This window comes from Candidatus Phaeomarinobacter ectocarpi (assembly GCF_000689395.1).
GTDB lineage: Bacteria > Pseudomonadota > Alphaproteobacteria > CGMCC-115125 > CGMCC-115125 > Pyruvatibacter > Pyruvatibacter ectocarpi.
Genome location: NZ_HG966617.1, coordinates 1,388,830 through 1,406,611, shown reverse-complemented (window position 1 = coordinate 1,406,611; position 17,782 = coordinate 1,388,830). Strand labels below are relative to the sequence as shown.

Annotated in this window: 15 protein-coding genes; 6 read left to right on the top strand and 9 right to left on the bottom strand. The window is 58.6% G+C overall.

Annotated features, from left to right (window positions below; translation table 11 throughout):
* Window positions 1–269: 269 nt before the first annotated feature.
* The 6 genes from BN1012_RS06640 to BN1012_RS06615 all read right to left on the bottom strand — a co-directional run bounded on the left by BN1012_RS06640 (window position 270) and on the right by BN1012_RS06615 (window position 5,323).
* Window positions 270–1,145: an IS1595 family transposase gene (locus tag BN1012_RS06640; RefSeq protein WP_043949022.1), complete on the bottom strand. Its 876-nt coding sequence runs from the start codon at window positions 1,143–1,145 to the stop codon at window positions 270–272.
* A 317-nt stretch (window positions 1,146–1,462) separates the two neighbouring features.
* Window positions 1,463–2,056 carry a YceI family protein gene (locus BN1012_RS06635; protein ID WP_052534717.1) on the bottom strand — a complete coding sequence of 198 codons (594 nt, stop codon included), beginning with the start codon at window positions 2,054–2,056 and terminating at the stop codon, window positions 1,463–1,465.
* Window positions 2,056–2,853: an enoyl-CoA hydratase/isomerase family protein gene (locus tag BN1012_RS06630; protein ID WP_052534715.1), complete on the bottom strand. Its 798-nt coding sequence runs from the start codon at window positions 2,851–2,853 to the stop codon at window positions 2,056–2,058. Before BN1012_RS06630 ends, BN1012_RS06635 begins: the two co-directional genes overlap by 1 nt.
* A gap of 21 nt (window positions 2,854–2,874) precedes the next feature.
* Complete coding sequence (locus tag BN1012_RS06625) at window positions 2,875–3,264, bottom strand: DUF6285 domain-containing protein (RefSeq protein ID WP_043949021.1); 390 nt, start codon at window positions 3,262–3,264, stop codon at window positions 2,875–2,877.
* The gene (locus tag BN1012_RS06620; RefSeq protein ID WP_081826257.1) at window positions 3,264–4,295 is read right to left on the bottom strand and encodes a phosphotransferase family protein; all 1,032 of its coding nucleotides are present in this window, start codon (window positions 4,293–4,295) and stop codon (window positions 3,264–3,266) included. The genes BN1012_RS06625 and BN1012_RS06620 overlap by 1 nt, the downstream gene beginning before the upstream one ends.
* On the bottom strand, window positions 4,292–5,323 hold the full coding sequence (locus BN1012_RS06615) for a DUF7064 domain-containing protein (RefSeq protein WP_043950732.1): 1,032 nt from the start codon (window positions 5,321–5,323) through the stop codon (window positions 4,292–4,294). The genes BN1012_RS06620 and BN1012_RS06615 overlap by 4 nt, the downstream gene beginning before the upstream one ends.
* A 159-nt stretch (window positions 5,324–5,482) precedes the next feature.
* Between BN1012_RS06615 and BN1012_RS06610 the strand changes: the two genes are divergently transcribed.
* Window positions 5,483–6,205: a DUF502 domain-containing protein gene (locus tag BN1012_RS06610; protein ID WP_063958490.1), complete on the top strand. Its 723-nt coding sequence runs from the start codon at window positions 5,483–5,485 to the stop codon at window positions 6,203–6,205.
* Between the two features lie 3 nt (window positions 6,206–6,208).
* Window positions 6,209–6,547 (top strand): cupin domain-containing protein, encoded by a 339-nt coding sequence (locus tag BN1012_RS06605; RefSeq protein ID WP_043949020.1) that lies wholly within the window; start codon window positions 6,209–6,211, stop codon window positions 6,545–6,547.
* Here BN1012_RS06605 and recG read toward each other — a convergent pair.
* Together recG and BN1012_RS06595 are read right to left on the bottom strand one after the other, a co-directional pair.
* Complete coding sequence (gene recG / locus BN1012_RS06600; RefSeq protein ID WP_043949019.1) at window positions 6,529–8,664, bottom strand: ATP-dependent DNA helicase RecG; 2,136 nt, start codon at window positions 8,662–8,664, stop codon at window positions 6,529–6,531. The genes BN1012_RS06605 and recG overlap by 19 nt on opposite strands.
* Window positions 8,665–8,743: 79 nt before the next feature.
* A complete protein-coding gene (locus tag BN1012_RS06595) occupies window positions 8,744–9,625 on the bottom strand; it encodes an alpha/beta fold hydrolase (protein ID WP_052534712.1) in 882 nt (293 codons plus the stop codon).
* 120 nt (window positions 9,626–9,745) lie between these two features.
* Here BN1012_RS06595 and BN1012_RS06590 point away from each other — a divergent pair, with 120 nt between their 5' ends.
* Window positions 9,746–10,057, top strand: coding sequence for an FAD assembly factor SdhE (locus BN1012_RS06590; RefSeq protein ID WP_043949018.1), 312 nt, complete (start codon window positions 9,746–9,748; stop codon window positions 10,055–10,057).
* Between the two features lie 12 nt (window positions 10,058–10,069).
* Entirely contained in the window at window positions 10,070–13,639 is a 3,570-nt protein-coding gene (mfd, locus tag BN1012_RS06585) for a transcription-repair coupling factor (protein WP_081826256.1), read from the top strand.
* Window positions 13,640–13,653: 14 nt separating this feature from the next.
* Here mfd and BN1012_RS06580 read toward each other — a convergent pair whose 3' ends face one another.
* Complete coding sequence (locus BN1012_RS06580; RefSeq protein ID WP_244442957.1) at window positions 13,654–14,298, bottom strand: DsbA family oxidoreductase; 645 nt, start codon at window positions 14,296–14,298, stop codon at window positions 13,654–13,656.
* A gap of 163 nt (window positions 14,299–14,461) precedes the next feature.
* Between BN1012_RS06580 and BN1012_RS06575 the strand changes: the two genes are divergently transcribed.
* The gene (locus BN1012_RS06575; protein WP_043949016.1) at window positions 14,462–15,226 is read left to right on the top strand and encodes a glucose 1-dehydrogenase; all 765 of its coding nucleotides are present in this window, start codon (window positions 14,462–14,464) and stop codon (window positions 15,224–15,226) included.
* A gap of 448 nt (window positions 15,227–15,674) precedes the next feature.
* Window positions 15,675–17,759 carry a methyl-accepting chemotaxis protein gene (locus BN1012_RS06570; protein WP_171815925.1) on the top strand — a complete coding sequence of 695 codons (2,085 nt, stop codon included), beginning with the start codon at window positions 15,675–15,677 and terminating at the stop codon, window positions 17,757–17,759.
* Window positions 17,760–17,782 lie beyond the last annotated feature (23 nt).

Genomic DNA, 17,782 nt, shown 5'->3' with positions numbered 1-17,782 from the left:
GCTTAGCTAGGGCTTCGCTAACCTTGCGTTAGCAAGGGACCGACGCTCGCCTGTCCCCGGTAGGCAACGGCCTGCCGGGGCAGTACTATTACTAGGAATCTATTCGGATTCCGTCAAGTTTTTCAGTTGGTTAAGAATGGCAGATGAACGCTTAAGTCTTAGAAAGGCTATAGATTTGAATCGCTTAGACGATTTTGCAGATCAAGAAGAGGCTCGTGGCGTAGGGCCGATTGATGCCAAAGAATATGGCGACGCACTCAAGGCCGTTGCTAGACCGCACCAATCAGAAGATCAAACATCGCGTTCTCCATCTGGCGGTGGTTCGCCCGAAAAGTGAACTCGCCAAGGTAGCGGCCCATGTATTTCTGAGACACATGGATATGCGTACCGGCAACCGACTTCTTGAACAGACGCCAGAACGACTCGACGCTGTTAGTGTGGTGCAGAGCATCATGCCGGTAGTCGTAATAGGCCCATTCCTTAGCGCCATGCTTCACGGCACCGTGCTTGTAGCCGTCGCCTTCCAGTAAGCCGTAGGACATGAGTTCGTCCGTTGAGACGGTAGCGCCTTCCTCAACATTGCGAAGTACCACACCGCGAAGCGTGGGCATTTTAACGTTCGGGATCACTTCGGCCTTGATGCGGCCATCCCGCTCTTTGAGGCCCATCACAATCGTCTTGCCCGCCGCACCGCGACCACGCTTGCCGGGGCGGTGACCACCCACATAAGCCTCATCAAGTTCAACGTGGCCTTGCAGCATGTCGAACTGGTCGGCCTTGGTCATAAGGTCGCGGATTTGCTGGCCCATGCGCCAAGCCGTCTTGTAGGTCACGCCGAGCGAGCGCTCCAGTTCCTTACCGGATACGCCGTGGCGCGTCGTGACAAACAGGTAAATTGCATAGAACCAGAGTTGCAGGGGCGTCCGCGTGTTCTCAAAGATAGTGCCAGCAGTCGGGTACAGGTGGTCGCCACAATGGGAACACGCATAGGCCCGGCGGTTGCTCATACGGTGGAACGTCGCTTCAACGCCGCAAGCCCGGCAATCGTGCTTTAGGCCGTAACGCACCTGCATGATGTGCGTAAGGCAAGCCTCGTCATCCGGGAAGCGTTTGAAAAAGTCGCGAACTGTGAGTTGAGAAGCCATCGTATCCTCCGATGACTTCAATATAGGGGCTTATTATACTTGCTTCAAGGGGATAATTCCCAAATTGATTGGTGTCGAGAGGGTGAAGCCCACCCAATCCTTTGTGCTGAAGCCAAGGCTCTAATTGAAATTGATTTTGAAATTTGGACACTGGATAAATTCTCTCGGGCTGTAGCGAGATAACTTGGCGGTACCGCTCATCTCCATTGAGATCACCGTTCCAAAGCCAACAGTGTCTATGTTTTATCACTTGCAGATCGCGCAAAATCCGCGACCAAACCTTCGTGTCCTCATGATCAGCATGTGGAATCAATCCACTACTCGTCGTCGCGCTGGAGCAACTCGGTTTCGATCACCAGTGTGATCTCATCACCGACAAAACTCAGACCGAAATCCATTCCAAAGTCAGAGCGCTTAATAGCGCCGTTGGCTGAAAAACCCCAGCGTGTTGTTCTGGAAGAAAACGGATCAGATGCGGTTCCGTTGAACACGACGTCCAGCAGAATTGGTCGGGTCACGCCCAGGAGAGTGAGGTCACCGGTCAGTTTCCCCGTCGTTTCGCTGGTCACGTCGAGACCTGTGGCCTTGAAGGTCATGGTTGGATGATCCTTGACGTCGAACCATGAGCCGCCCATGAGATTGTCGTCCCGGGCCTGCAGACCGCTGTCCAGACTGGCAATATCTATGGTGAGCTCAACGACCACACCTTCGGGACGGTCGACGTCGAGGACGGCGCGTCCTTCAAAGTCTTCGAACTCGCCATAGGTCCGTGACAGGCCCAGATGCATGACGCTGAACATGATGTGCGTGTGGCCGGGATCAAATTCCAGCTGCACGGTTTCAGAGCGGGCAGGCGTCAAACCAACAAGCAACGCTGCTATCAGCGCGGACAATCCAGACAGAAAACGCATCAGGCAATCTCTCCATCGCCGGTCAGAAACTCTTTCATGGCGTCCATGGCTTCAGGATCATCCGCCAGCAGGCGCATGAATTCTGCGCGCTCGTCAGCGAGGCCCTGTGACAGGGTTTTCTGGGTAGCTGACTTCACCAACATTTTGGCAGCCGCCAGAGAGCGGGGTGCCTTTTGCGCCAGCTCCTTGCCAAGGGCTATGGCGGCGGCAAGAACGTCACCTGTTTCAAACCGGTGAACCAGGCCGAGCTCTGCGGCTTCCTGCGGACCGGCGACGCGTCCACGCAGGATCATCTCCAGTGCCCGTGCTTCCCCGATCACGCGGGGTAGCCGCTGTGTGCCGCCGGCGCCGGGGAAAATGCCAATGTTGGTTTCCGGAAGACCGATCGTGTAAGCGCCCTGGCCCGCAATCCGGAAATCACAGCACAGCGCAAACTCAAAACCACCCCCCATGCACATGCCGTTGATGGCGGCGATGGTGGGCTTGGGGCAGTTATCAACCCGGTTGAACAGGTTGGAAATATCAGTTTCAGCGGCAGCGCTTTCAACTATGTCGTCAACGCTGCGCCCGGTGGATTTGACGAAGTCACCTGCCGCAATGATTTCCGCCACATCGTAGTGACGGATAAAAACATTCGGCAGCCCGCCGGTGAACACGATGGCCCGCACATTGTCGTCCTGCTCATAGGCCGCGACGATGCGATCAAGCTCCTTCACCATCTCCATATTCATGTAGCCCATGGGCGGATTTTCAAAGGTTACGATGGCAACCGGGCCGTCATCAGACATCATGATCATGACTTGTCTCCTGCTGAGGGGTTACACATCGAGCGTGTTGGTGTGCTCAATCGCTCTTTTGTAGGCGGCGTAGCGCGGCTGATCGATGGACAGTTTGGTGAGCGTGGTGGCCCACAGATGATCTGCCAGGTGGGGCGTGTCCAATGTGACGCGTCCTTCGCGGATCTCCGTGCAGAGCTCTTCGTTCAAGTCCTGCAATGTGCCGCCATGGCCCAGCAGGGCTTCAAGGCGATCAACTTCCTGCGCGTTGTCTTTGGGCGCAATGGCCAGCTCGCGTTCGACGATGGCCAGGGCATTTGCGGCCACGCGGGCATGGAAAGCGTCGTGGCCTTCCAGCTTTGGCATCGCCACTTTTTCAAGAAACTCGCGCACGGCCGTCACAAGGTCGTGGGCTGCGGGTTGGTCCTGCATTATTTTTGTCCTCCGCGCGGTGCCAGAAGGGTGAGAAGGTCGATTTCGGTTTCAGACGACCGCCTGCCGATGGCTGCACGCTCAACGGAGCGGTCCATGCCACTTGAGAAGGCGGACACCATGATCATGCACATGATGCCCCATTTGAGCGTACCCAGAACTTCCCAGTATTTGACGCGCTCCGGGTCAATTGCTGCACCGCCGGCGGCTTCATAGCCGGCAAACATGTCCTCGCGAGACCCAAAGCCTCCGACCGGATTATCAATCTCGCCAAAGCGCCAGGAGTTGACGCAAATCCAGCCAAGGTCCTCCATCGGGTCGCCCACATGGGCGAGTTCCCAGTCGAGTACCGCACGCACACCGTCCGCCCCGATCATCAGATTGCCATTGCGGAAATCGCCATGCACGAGTGTCAGGCTGTCATCGGTCGGGAGATTGTCTTCCAGATATCTGAACGCCAGCTCGAAGACCGGGTGAGGGTGCTTCATCGAGTTGTAGATGTCGCGATACTTGTCGATTTCAGACCGGGCCGGTGAGGTCTGTATCTCCGGCAGGGAGCTGCGTGGCACGGCGTGAATGCGGGCCAGGATTTCCCCGCACTGGCGCGCCAGCTTTGGCCGGGCGTCGGCATATTCGGCATCGCGCAGTATCTTGCGGGCTATGGTTTCGCCTTCAATGCGGTCCATCACAAAACCATCGCCCAGATCATCGGCCTCATTGAGCACAAGCTTCACCGGTGGAACCGGCACGCCCTGCTTGGCGGCCAGTTGAATGAGCGCGGCTTCGGTCGCCAGAGGAACCGCTGTATCGCGCTTGTTGTTCGTCGTGCCGCCTGGGGCGCGACGCAGGATCAGGCGGTGATTGTGGTGCCCGGCCTGCGCTTCAAATGCCCAGGTTTCCTGGCTCGCGCCACCGGATAACCGGCGGACGCCGCCCACATATTCCGTATTGGCCCACACACGTTCCAGAGCTTTTTTGAGCGGCTGTGCCAGCGCGTGCGGCGTGTCATCCAGTTTGGCAGCGCTACTCATGACGCGATGCTCACTGGTTTGCCGTCCACAATCTGGTCGAGATATTCCGACAGTCCATAGCCGACCTGACCGTTGCAGGTGTACTCGGTCATGCCTTCGGTGATGCGGGTCAGCATTTCTTCGCCGTCCGGCGTCTTGCGCCGGTTGCGCAAGGGAATGAGTGACATCACCTTGCCTGAAACTTCATAGTCAGTGCCGCTTTCAGTCTTGATGCGGGCGGTGAGGGCGGTCTGGTACCAGTTGTCGTCCCAGTCGCTGTCAATCTCCGCATGCTCAATCAGGTCGTACTTTCCGTCTTTCAGCACCATGCCACCCATGCGGCTTTGACCTTCGGCATTGGTGACAATGGAAATCATCATCGCGAAGTCGGCGCCAAAGTTCATCGGCAACCAGCGATACCAGTGGATCGCCTGCCAGTATCGGGGGCCCCAGGACTTGTCGCGCAGGCCGTGGCCGGACACCTCAAAGCGTTCATCGCCAATAATGAAATGCCCCTTGGCGGCCATGTGCTGCTCGTAATGGGCCTTGGCGAAACTCTTCTCCGGATCGATCTCCAGCGACGAGCCGTCCTCTTTCACGGTCTCACCGCCAAACATCGGCGAGACGCCTTCATAGGTGAGATCAACCTCGCAATCGACGATGGGGTTGTTCTTGAAGGCGCCTGCCGGGTCGGCCATTTCGTTGGGATCAGTCAGCACGCAGACCTTGCCTTTGTATGTCACGCGCAGCTTTTTGAATGGCTCCACGACCTCAAAATGCATGCCGCCGGCCTTTAGCTCCTTGTTGCCGTCGATCTTGGGGCGCGCATACATGAAGGCGACACGCCCATCTGGCAGATACAGGCAATTGGTCATTTCGGCGTAGCCCTCGTTCGGGCGGTTGCCCAGACGGAACCAGCCACCGATCTTCTGAGCAGGATCGAACATGTTGAAATACATGCTCTCATTGTAGTTGGACGCTGCGTCAGGCTCGTGGCAGTACTCGTCTTCAGGGTCCAGGCGGACACGGTATCCTTCAGGGATTTTCATCTGTGTTTCCTCAGGCGATGCCTCATGGGGCACCACTCTTTTGTTTATCTGCAATGACTTTTCGAGGATCATTCTAGACGTCACAGCGCGGATGACCAGCCGTGCCATTGCGCGCTAGAGTAGCGGATGTTCCACCTCAACCCCTGAGTCGCACCTGTCATGAGCGATCCACAATCACCTCTGATAGAACCGAAGGAACCGTCGCGCTTCCTGTCGCGGCTGCGCAACTACTTCCTGACGGGCCTGGTGGTTGCGGCACCGGTCACGATTACTGTCGTGCTGGTGATGTGGTTTGTGGATTTTGTGGATGCCTGGTTCACGCCGATGATCCCGGACCAGTATCGACCCGAGCAGTACCTGGATTTCACGGTCCCCGGCCTCGGTGTCATCATTGCCGTTGTTCTGCTGACACTTCTGGGGGCCCTGACGGCCAATCTGTTTGGTCGGACGTTGGTGAACTATGGCGAGCGGCTCGTGGGCCGCATGCCGCTGGTGCGCAACATCTATGGCGCCCTCAAACAGATATTCGAAACCGTTCTCAGCCAGTCGCAACAATCCTTCCGAGAAGTCGCGCTGATCGAGTATCCGCGCCGCGGTGTCTATTCGATTGCCTTCGTCACCACTGCAGCCAAAGGCGAGGTGCAGGCGCGCGCGGATGAGGAAATGGTGAGTGTCTTCCTGCCGACCACACCAAACCCGACAAGCGGTTTCCTGCTGTTCGTTCCCCGGCGGGATGTCATCACGCTGGAGATGTCCGTTGAAGACGCAGCCAAGATGGTGATCTCGGCTGGGCTGGTAGCGCCTGAGTTTGATGCAGACGGCACGACACTCCCTGGCTATCACGTGCGTACGCAGGCTGAAGAAGATGAGCTGCATAAATAGGCCATGACCGGGGCCACCAATCTTTTTTCCGGTCTTCCACAGGCAGCGCTGCCGACAGAACAATTCGACACGTTGCTGGACCACAGCAATGTCAAAATTGAGCGGATCATCTCGACCGGACACTGCGCACCTGAAACTGGATGGTTTGATCAGGAGCAGGACGAGTGGGTCTGTGTTCTTGAAGGAGATGCCCGACTGGAGATTGATGGTCAGGGAGAGACCGCACTGTCACGCGGCGACTGGACATTTATCCCGGCCCATCAAAGACATCGTGTTACCTACACCCGGACATCGCCGCCTACCGTCTGGCTTGCAGTGCATGTCTACCCGGCACGCAGGTAACGGATCGCTTCGTCGCGTTCGAACAGATAGAGCAGCACGCGCAAGGCGGCACCACGTTCCGTCTCAAGTTCGGGGTCTTTGTTGAGGATAAGTTCTACATCGTCTCTGGCCGCGGCAATGAGGTCCGCATGGGCTTCCAGAGAGGCCAGCCGGAACTGTGGAAGACCGGACTGACGCGTTCCCAGAACCTCGCCAGCACCACGCAGGATCAGATCCTCCTCCGCGATAACAAATCCGTCCTCGGTATCCCGAAGTGTCGCGATGCGTTTCTTGGCCATCTCTCCCAAGGGTGTCTTGTAAAGCAGGAGGCAGCTTGACGCAGCCGACCCACGGCCCACGCGACCGCGCAGCTGATGGAGTTGGGCGAGGCCAAACCTTTCCGCATGCTCAATCACCATGATCGACGCGTTGGGCACATCGACGCCCACCTCGATCACCGTCGTTGCCACAAGAATATCGATCTCACCGGCCTGAAACGCGGTCATGACCTCTTCACGCTCCGGGCCTTTCATGCGGCCATGGACCATGCCAACACGCGCACCCAGCGAGACCTTGAGGCCTGCATAGCGTTCTTCTGCGGCGGCGACGTCCAGCACGTCGGATTCTTCGACCAGGGGGCAGACCCAGTAGATCTGGCGTCCCTCGCTGATGGCACGGCCGAGGCCGGACGTAACCTCATCCATACGTTCAAGGGGCAGGGCGCGTGTCGCGATGGGTTTGCGGCCAGCGGGTTTTTCCGTCAGGCGCGATACATCCATGTCGCCATAAGCCGTGAGCTGAAGGGTGCGCGGTATCGGCGTGGCCGTCATCACCAGCACGTCTGTTCCCGCCACGCCCTTTGACGACAGCTCCATGCGCTCGCGAACACCGAAGCGATGCTGCTCATCGACCACCGCAACGGCCAGGTCCTTGAAGGCAACGCTTCCCTGAAAGAGAGCGTGGGTGCCAACCAGGATGTCTATGTCTCCGGCTTCGGCTGCGGCAACGATAGCCTCCCGGGCCTTACCCTTGTCTCGTCCTGTCAGCACGGCCATGCGGATGCCTGCTGCTTCGCAAAGAGGCTCAAGTGTCTTGGCGTGCTGGCGAGCCAGAATTTCTGTCGGCGCCATCAAGGCGGCCTGTGCACCGGCCTCAACGGCTACCAGCATGGCCATGAGCGCCACCATGGTTTTGCCGGAACCGACATCGCCCTGCAGCAATCGCAACATCCGGTACGGCTCTTTGAGGTCGGACTCGATTTCAGCCACGGCCACACGCTGGCCGCGGGTGAGCTCAAATGGAAGGGCATCCTCCACCTTGCGTCGCAATGTTCCGTCGCCGGAGAGCGGCCTGCCGCGGCTGCGTTTCATGCGGGCGCGGACAAGAGCCAGCGCCAACTGGTTCGCCAGCATCTCGTCATAGGCCAGGCGCGCGCGGGCGGGGTGCCGCGGGTCGACGGCCTGTGGGCTGTCTGGTTGATGGACGGCCTTAACCGCCTCATGCCAATGGGGATATTTCTGCTGTCGCGCCCAGGCCGCATCCATCCACTCAGGCAGCTCCGGCACTCGTTCCAGGCCTGCCAGAATGGCCTTGGTCAGCACCTTGCCGGAGAGCCCTGCGGTCAAGGGATAGACCGGTTCATAGGGGGGCAGTTTTGCCGCATCTTCCAGCGTCAGCATGTGGTCAGGATGGGTCATCTGTATCTGCCCGCCATAGGCCTCGACCTCGCCGGAGATGACGCGTTTTTCGCCTTCCGGCAATGTGCGGCGCAGATAGTCTTCGCGAGCATGGAAGAAGGTGAGGGTGATCTCACCAGTCTCATCCGTACACGGAATACGATAGGGGGCGCGGCTGCCTCGTGGCGGGGGCGTGTGCGGCCCGATCGTGACCTCAAGGGTCGCGATCACACCGGGCTGCGCGTCAATGATGTGTGGACGGTTGCGGCGGTCAATCAAACCGACAGGCAGGTGCCACAACAGGTCCACGACTTTGGGGCCGGTCAGTTTTTCCAGAAGCTTTTGCAGGCGCGGCCCGATACCAGGCAGCTTGACGGCATCCGCGAACAGCGGAAACAGCGCCTCGGGACGGCCTTTGGGCGGCACGGCTTTTGGGTTTGATGTGGTGGACGGCGGGGTCATGGACCATCATTTAGCATGATCGCCAACGGCCTGTCCGCCCATCGCGGTGTTATGACGCCAGATAAAGTGCGCCGTGTTCCTAAAGATGGCTGATCAGTTTTTGAATGATCTCGTCTTTGAAGTTCAGCACGATGGAGAAGTGACCGTCATCTTCGGTGAAGGTGGCTTTGATGTCTGGCACCCGCGCGGCGTAGTAGCGGCCGATGGATGACGGCACCACTGTGTCTGCGTGGCCGTGCCACAGATAGGTCGGCACCTGTATCTCGGAGATGCGCCAGCCCCACGGGCTGCCATAGATGCGGCTGTCACTCGACATGCCGGCAACACCGCTGCCGATCGCTTCACGCCAGCTCGCCAGCATCAGGCGGCTCATGTCGCTTTTCATGAGGCCTTTGTCTGCTTCGGCGCGTGGCTGCTTGGCCCGATAGGCGGCAGCCCGGCGCATCCAATTGTCGTCCATCACTATGGCGCGCCCGATGCCGAACAGGGCCTGACGGGCAATGGGACGGCGGGCGAGGTTGGTCAGCATCTTCAGTCGGCCCTGGCTCATGCCGGGCGCTTCTGGTGGTCCCAGTGGGCATACGAGGGCTGCAGCCGCCACGCGGTCCGGCAGCCAATGGGCGCAGGCGGCGGCATAAGGCCCCCCGCCTGAGACGCCCATGACGGCAAATCTGTCTATGCCCAGATGGTCTGCAAAGGCGGCAACGTCCTTTGGAAAGTCTGCCAGCTTACGGCGGCGCTTGGGGCTTGAAAGGCCATAGCCTGGACGATCAATGCCAATCAGCCGGGCGCCCTCGATGATCAGAAAGGAGGCCTCAAGCCGCGACCCGGGAAAGCCATGCAGATAGAAGACCGGCGGCAGGTTCTGGTCGCCGGTGTCGGAATAGCCAAGTTTGCGGCCATCGGGCAGAGGAGCGGTCAGCCGGGCATTCTGGCTCTTGATCGTCTCGAATGCGTTCATTTGGCGGGTGTTTCCAGCTTTTGGCAGTCATTTCACGGGCAGGCGGGTGGCGAGATTGTGTGGGCGATATAGCTATCAGGGGGCTGACTTACAGCCCCTCAACAAGGTATATCGCACGCCATGACCGACAACACGCCTTCATATGAGTCTTCCACCCTCGACGATGACGCCCGTCGCCGCAGGATCAAGTTCCGTGCGTGGCACCGGGGTATCAAGGAAAATGACCTTATCCTCGGGACATTCGCAGACGCTTACGTGGAAGACCTGACCACGGATGACCTCACGGATTTCGAGCAGCTCATGGAAGCGCCGGATCAGGACGTCTATGGGTGGATCTCAAACACCAAGCCTGTTCCGGACAACTACAAGACCAATCTGATGACGCGGCTCCAGTCTCACATCGTGCCAGCCCGCACGCGGCTTGAACGCTAGACGGACGATCCGATGAATTCCTCTCTCACACACGCACCGGGCCATGGGGCGGCGGCGGACGGTCAGTTCGTCTCTGCTACCGGACGCCTCACGACGGGCGGTGTGCCGGAGGGGTTTGATGCCATTGCGCTCAGTGATCTCGCCCGGGCGCGTGGCGAACTGGTTGTGCATATCGCACGGGATGAGCCTCGGCTTGCGCGGCTGAAAGAAGCGCTACGCTTTTTTGCGCCGGAGCTGCCGGTCATCGAGCTGCCGGGGTGGGACTGTCTGCCCTATGACCGTGTCTCGCCAAACAGCGATGTGATTGCGCGGCGCATGGCAGCCCTTGCCGAGCTTGCCGCACGTAATGAGACTTCAGGTCCAGCCATTCTGATCGCAACGGTCAACGCGGCATTGCAGAGGATGCCATCACGCTCGACCATGGCGCAGTCCAGCTGGCGCGCGGAGCAGGGGGACCGGATCGACCTGGATGCCTTGCTGGCCTATCTGGGCCGCGATGGGTATCTGCGCTCCGGCACCGTGCGCGAGCAGGGTGAGTTTGCCGTGCGCGGTGGCATTGTGGACATCTTCCCTCCGGGCTTTGAAGAGCCGGTGCGGCTTGATCTGTTTGGCGACACGCTCGAAGGCGTGCGCTCGTTTGATCCCGAGACGCAGCTGACGACCGGCAAACTTGATCGTGTCGAGCTGGTACCCGCCACTGAAATTCTCCTCGATGAAGAAACCATCCGGCGGTTTCGGGCAGGCTATGTCCAGAACTTCGGCACAGTGACGGGAGAAGACCCGCTCTATGAAGCGGTCAGTGAAGGACGCCGTCATCAGGGCATGGAGCATTGGCTGCCGCTCTTCCACGAGGAGATGGCAACCCTGTTTGATTACGCCGGGCCGGGCACGGTCATTACGCTTGATCCTCTGACTGAAGAGGCCGCCGGCGAACGCCGTGAGATGATTGATGACTACTACGCGGCCCGCACCGAGGACGCAGACGTCAGCCAGTCCGTCGCCAAGGCCTCAAAGAAAAAGAAGAACGCCGGCGCCGCCGGGTTTGACGCACCGGCCTACCGCCCCATGCCGCCGGACTCACTCTATCTGACCATAGACGAGCTGAAGGCAGCACTCGGGGACCATCCAAGCCGTGCGCTGTCCCATTTCGATGTTCCTGATGGTCCTGATGCGCTCGACATGGGCGCGCGGCCCGGCCGTGACTTTGCGCCGGAACGCAAAGCGGAAAACGCAAACGTCTTTGACGCCCTGCGCGGCCACATCAATTCGCTGAAGAAAAACAGCAAGCGCGTGGTGCTCGCCGCCTGGTCAGACGGGTCCGCCGAACGCATGAGCCACGTGCTTGGCGAGCATGGCATTCAGCCGGTTGTCATTGCGGATGACTGGAAGGACGCCCAGAGCCTGCCAGCCTCAACTGTGGCCCTGGTCGTCCTTGGCCTTGAAACAGGGTTTGAAACACCGACGACGGCGATCATCGCCGAGCAGGATGTTCTGGGTGACCGGCTTGTTCGGACTCGCAAGGCACGGCGTGCGCAGAACTTCCTGTCGGAAGTATCAAGCCTCAGCCAGGGCGACTTCGTGGTTCACGTGGATCATGGCATCGGCCAGTTCACCAGCCTTGAAACCATCGAAGTGCAGGGCGCGCCCCATGACTGCCTGCTGATTGTCTATGCGGGTAATGACAAGCTCTATCTGCCGGTAGAGAACATCGAGCTCTTGTCGCGCTACGGGTCTGACGACACGGACGTGCAGCTGGACAAGCTTGGCGGTGGGGCCTGGCAGGCCCGCAAGTCCAAAATGAAGGAGCGCATCCGAGAGATTGCAAACCAGCTCATCGCTGTTGCCGCAGCCCGTGCGCTGAAAACCGCTGAACCAGCTGTCCCCGCACCGGGCCTCTATGATGAGTTCTCCTCGCGGTTCCCGTATGAGGAAACCGAAGATCAGCAGAATGCCATCGGCGACGTCATTTCTGATCTGGCTGAGTCAAAGCCGATGGATCGCCTTGTTTGCGGCGACGTGGGCTTCGGGAAGACCGAAGTTGCGTTGCGCGCAGCCTTTGCCGCCGCCATGTCCGGCAAGCAAGTGGCCGTCGTTGTGCCTACGACCCTGCTGGCCCGCCAGCACACCAAGACATTCACGGAGCGCTTTGCCGGCTGGCCCCTCAAGGTTGCGCAGCTGTCTCGCATGGTCACGGCAAAGCAGGCGGATGAGACCCGCGAAGCCATGGCGTCCGGTGATCTGGACATTGTGGTCGGCACCCACGCGCTGCTGGCAAAATCGATCAAGTTCAAGGATCTGGGCCTGCTGATCGTCGATGAAGAGCAGCGCTTTGGCGTGACCCACAAGGAACAACTCAAGCAGCTCAAGGCCGACGTGCATGTGCTGACGCTGACCGCGACACCGATCCCGCGCACCTTGCAGTTGGCCCTTACCGGCGTGCGCGAACTATCTTTGATCACAACGCCGCCGGTGGACCGGTTGGCGGTGCGTACTTTCGTCACGCCGTTTGACCCGGTGGTCATTCGTGAGGCGTTGTTGCGCGAGCGGTATCGCGGTGGACAGAGCTTCTATGTGTGCCCACGGATTTCGGACCTGGCAGATGCGGAAGCATTCCTCAAGGAATATGTGCCGGAAGTAAAGACCGTTGTTGCCCATGGCCAGATGCCACCGGGCGAACTCGATGACATCATGAATGCGTTTTACGACGGCAAGTATGACGTGCTGCTGTCGACGACGATTGTGGAGAGTGGTCTCGATATTCCAACGGCCAACACCATGGTGGTCCATCGGGCGGACCGGTTTGGTCTGGCGCAGCTCTATCAGCTGCGTGGCCGCGTCGGGCGCTCGAAGGCGCGCGCCTTTGCCTATCTGACGGTTCCGCCCAACCGCACCCTGACGGTCAACGCCGAGAAACGCCTGAAGGTTCTCCAGTCGCTGGACTCGCTGGGGGCTGGTTTCAATCTGGCAAGCCATGACCTTGATATTCGTGGCGCGGGCAATTTGCTAGGTGATGAGCAGTCCGGGCACATTCGTGAAGTCGGCTACGAGCTCTATCAGCACATGCTGGAAGAAGCCGTAGCGCAGGCGCGTGCAGGGGGCCTCGACAAGGAAGAAGGTGAATGGTCACCACAGATCAGTGTCGGCACGGCGGTTCTCATACCCGATACCTATGTGGCTGATCTTGACGTCCGTATGAGTCTCTATCGCCGCCTGGCATCGCTTGAAGAACATCAGGAGATTGAGGGGTTTGCTGCTGAACTCATCGACCGCTTCGGGCACCTGCCGGGTGAAGTGAAGCATCTGCTCGAGATCGTTGAGATCAAGCGCCTGTGCCGTGCTGCCAATGTGGAGAAGATTGATGCGGGTCCGAAGGGCTGCGTGATTGGTCTTCGCAACAATGAGTTTGCCAACCCGGCAGGCCTTGTTCAGTTCATCAACCGCGCCCGGGGGGACGCAAAGCTGCGGCCCGACCACAAGATTGTGGTGAAGCACAACTGGCCGGATGCGGAGGATCGCCTCAAGGGCACCCGTGCCGTGATGGAAGAATTGGCCACGCTTGCTGAGGGTGGTTCTGGGGCCTAAGTGCTATTGGTGCCCTATTGGGCAGCCTGCTCGCTGAGCTTTGCCTGCACTTTGTCGATGGCCCGTAAATAGCCTTCTGTTTCCTGCGCCCCAACAACGGCGAACTTGCCTTCAAACAGGAATGTGGGGACGCCGGAGATGCCCATTTCCCGGGCCTGATTGGCTTCGTTGGCCACCAGATCAGCATCCTTGTTGTGAAGCAGCAGATAGGCCACCAGTTCATGGTCCATGGCCGCTTCCTTGGCGGCATCGACCAGGACCTTGCGGTCACCAATGTCTTCGCCATCCTCGAAGTAGCGGCGGAACAGGATTTCCACGATTTCGTTTTGCGCCCCGGCACTTGCGCCCCAGCGGATCAGCCGGTGCGAATCAAACGTATTAGGCGAGCGCTGAATTTTGTCGAAAGCCAGGGTAATTCCGGCTTCGTCGGCCGCCTCTCGAATGACGTTGCCAACCTCCTTGGAGCGGTTCTTGCCGAACTTGGCTTCCATGTATTCGCGACGGTCCACACCTTCAGCCGGGATCGTCGGGTCCAGCTGATAGGGGCGCCAGCGCAGGTCAATCTCAATGTCGGGGCGTTCAGCCTTTGCCATGTCGAAACGGCGTTTGCCGATGTAACACCACGGGCAGACAGTGTCTGATACGACGTCGATGAACATGAGATGGCCTCCCATTCAGCCAGAATTCTAAAATCTGTTTCACCGGTATTATGGCCTCAAGCAGCACTAAGGCCAAATCACACCCTGCAGAGCACGATGTTGACGCGGCGCGACGGATTTCTAGGATGCGGCTCCCTTGTTCGCAGCCATCCCGGAGCCCCCCATGACCGACGCCCATGTATTTGACCTGACCGGCAAGACAGCCCTCATCTCCGGCACCACGTCAGGGTTCGGGCGGCACATGGCCATAACTCTGGCGAAAGCCGGCGCCCATGTGGCCATTACCGGTCGGCGGGTTGAACGGCTGGATGACCTCAAGAAGGAAATCGAGGCCTTTGACGGCCGGGCACTGCCCATCGCGCTTGATGTGACCCACATGGACAGCATCAAGAGGTGCATCGAAACATGCGAAACCGAACTCGGTCCGCTGGACATCCTCGTCAACAATGCGGGCATGAACATCGACCAGATGGCATCGGACGTGACTGAGGACGCCTATGACACGGTAATGAATACCAACCTCAAAGGTGCATTCTTCATGGCGCAGGAAGCATCCAAGCGGATGATTGAGAAGGGCCGACCCGGGCGCATCATCAATATTGCTTCCATCGGCGGGCACACCGTGCTGCCAGGCCTCTCCGTCTACTGCATGTCAAAAGCGGCTGTATTGATGATGACGAAGTCTTTGGCGCGCGAATGGGCGCGATACGATATCAACGTCACCGCGCTGTGCCCGGGCTTCATCGAAACCGAGTTGAACGCACACTGGTTTGCCACCGACCCCGGACAAAAGCAGGTGAAGGGCTATCCAAGGCGGCGTCTTGGAGAAATTGCGGATCTGGATGGAGCGCTGTTGCTGATGGCATCTGATCAGGGCCGCATCATCACTGGAACGTCGCTGACGATTGATGACGGGCAATCGCTGTGATCTGCACGTTGCAGCTACAGGACCCTAAGTGAGCCGTGCCGGATGGATGGAGAGAGGGGACAAGGTACTCCGGATAGTCCACCAGCACGGCTCAAAAGGATGCCTTCTAGCGAAGACAGGGAGATTACGGCGGCTGGCCCTCTCCGGATCACTGCGACTGCGATTTTTTAGAAAAAAAATTTTGCCCGTTATACGTGCATTCGAAAATCTCGAATTTGCCCCTGAATTCGTAGGGTTTTTGGCATTGTCAGCCCAACAGTGCTCTGAAAGCCCGGCATACAAGCAAATACTCGCTTAAGTGGTTCATACGCCTTTAACTCAACTTGTCTCATTCTCTAAACCAGAAGTTGTCCTCTTAAGGAGACAACAATCAGGCTGGATGACCCGTTGCTGCTCGCAATAGCGGTTTTATCGAGCCAGATTCACACCTTTCTGGATGGGGACCCAGATGAAAACATCAAAGTTGGCGGCCGTGACGGGCTCACTCAAATCCGCTGGACAAAACGCCGGCGGCTTTTTCGGATTTATGAACAATCTCAAGGTTTCAACGCGCATCTTCGGCGGGTTCGGCATTGTCCTTGCGCTTCTCGCGCTGGTCGGGGGGCTGTCGGTCTTCGCCCTTGATGATGCGGAAGTCACATTTGAGGAATACCGCGCGTTGGCCGAACAGGCCAATGCGGTGGCCGTCGTTCAGGCGCACTTGCTGACGACGCGCATCAAGGTGAAAGATTTCATCATCACCAAGTCCGACACGGCGGCAGATGCGGTCCACAAATATGTCGACCGGACCATCGCCGACATCGAGCACGCTCTTACGGTTGTCGCGGATTCAGAACGCAAAACGCTTTTGCTCGGGATGGCAGAAGAAATGGCGGAGTATGAACGCCATTTCGACCGCGTTATCGAGCTCAACAACCAGCGCAATGCAGTCGTGACCGAGGTTCTTGAAAAGGCGGGCCCGCGCGTCGAAAAAGAGCTTACCGAGATCATGGACAGTGCGTATGCAGACGGTGACGCCGATGCGGCCTATGAAACCGCCGTTGTCCAACGCCAACTCCTGCTCGCTGAACTGCATGCGACAGAGTTTCTGGTGAACAACCGCGAAGACACTTACAAAAAGACCATGCATGAGTTCGAAGAACTCACCGCCAGCGCGAATGCCCTGGCGTCACGGCTGCAGAATCCAGGGCGGCGTGCGCTGGCGCAGGATGCGGCCAGCTATATCGGCAAGTACCGCGATGCCTTCGACAAGGTCCACGGGATCATCGTTGAGCGGAACACCGAGATCGCCAGCGAACTGGACGTGATCGGGCCGCGGATTGCCAAGTCCATCGAGAGTTATGAAGTCTCGATCCAGGAACAGCAGACGCGCATCGGCACGGAAGCGTCGGCACATATTCACCAGTCGGTGATCGTTGACGTGGCGGTTGCCGGGTTCAGCCTGGCCTTCGGTGCCGTCATGGCATGGATTATCGGGACAGGAATTTCCGGTCCAATCCAGCGCATGACCACAGCTATGAAGGAAATCGCCGAGGGCAACAAGACCATTGATGTGCCGTCACGTGACCAGAAAGACGAGATCGGCGCCATGGCCGGTGCAGTTCAGGTGTTTAAGGAAAACGCGCTTGAAGTTGACCGGCTGAATGAAGAGCAGGCAGAGCGTGACCGCACCGCCGAGGAAGAAAAGCGGCAGGCCATGATGGCGCTTGCTGATGACTTCGAGGCTTCGGTCAAGCAGGTCGTCGCAAGCGTATCCACTGGTGCTTCGGACATTACGGCTGCGGCTCAGCAACTCACTTCTGCTGCTGAGAGTGCTGTGCAGAAGTCGACAGCTGTTGCTGATGCCTCAACTGAAGCATCCGGCAATGTGCAGACGGTGGCTGCTGCCTCTGAAGAAATGTCGAGTTCCATTCAGGAGATTGCACGTCAGGTTTCAGAATCGACACGCAGCACAGGTGACGCCAAGGATGAAGTCGAGCAGACCGATGCGGTGGTCCGTGACCTTGCGGAAGCCGCTCAGAAAATTGGCGAGGTTGTTACGCTGATTTCTGACATTGCCGAGCAGACGAACCTCCTGGCTCTCAATGCAACGATTGAGGCCGCACGGGCAGGGGAATCCGGCAAGGGCTTTGCGGTTGTTGCCTCCGAGGTCAAAAACCTTGCGCAGCAGACAGCCAAGGCAACCGGCGAGATTGCTCAGCAGATTGATGGTGTGCAGAGCACGACTGATACCGCTGTGCAGGCCATTGGCCGGATCAAGGACACCATCATGAAGGTGGACGAGATCGCGGGTTCAATCTCAGCAGCCGTTGAAGAACAGACAGCTGCCGTGGCTGAAATTTCAAACAGCACGCAGCATGCCGCCCGCGGCACGCAGCAGGTGAATGAAAACATCGGAGAAGTTCAGCGTTCATCAGAAGAGACCGGGACAGCGGCCCGCCGTGCTCTTGATACTGCGACGGACCTTTCCGGACAGTCGGAAGATCTTCGCCAGAAGGTCGAACAGTTCCTGGGCCGCGTGCGCGCAGCCTAGTTCACTGGCAGACACGATAATTG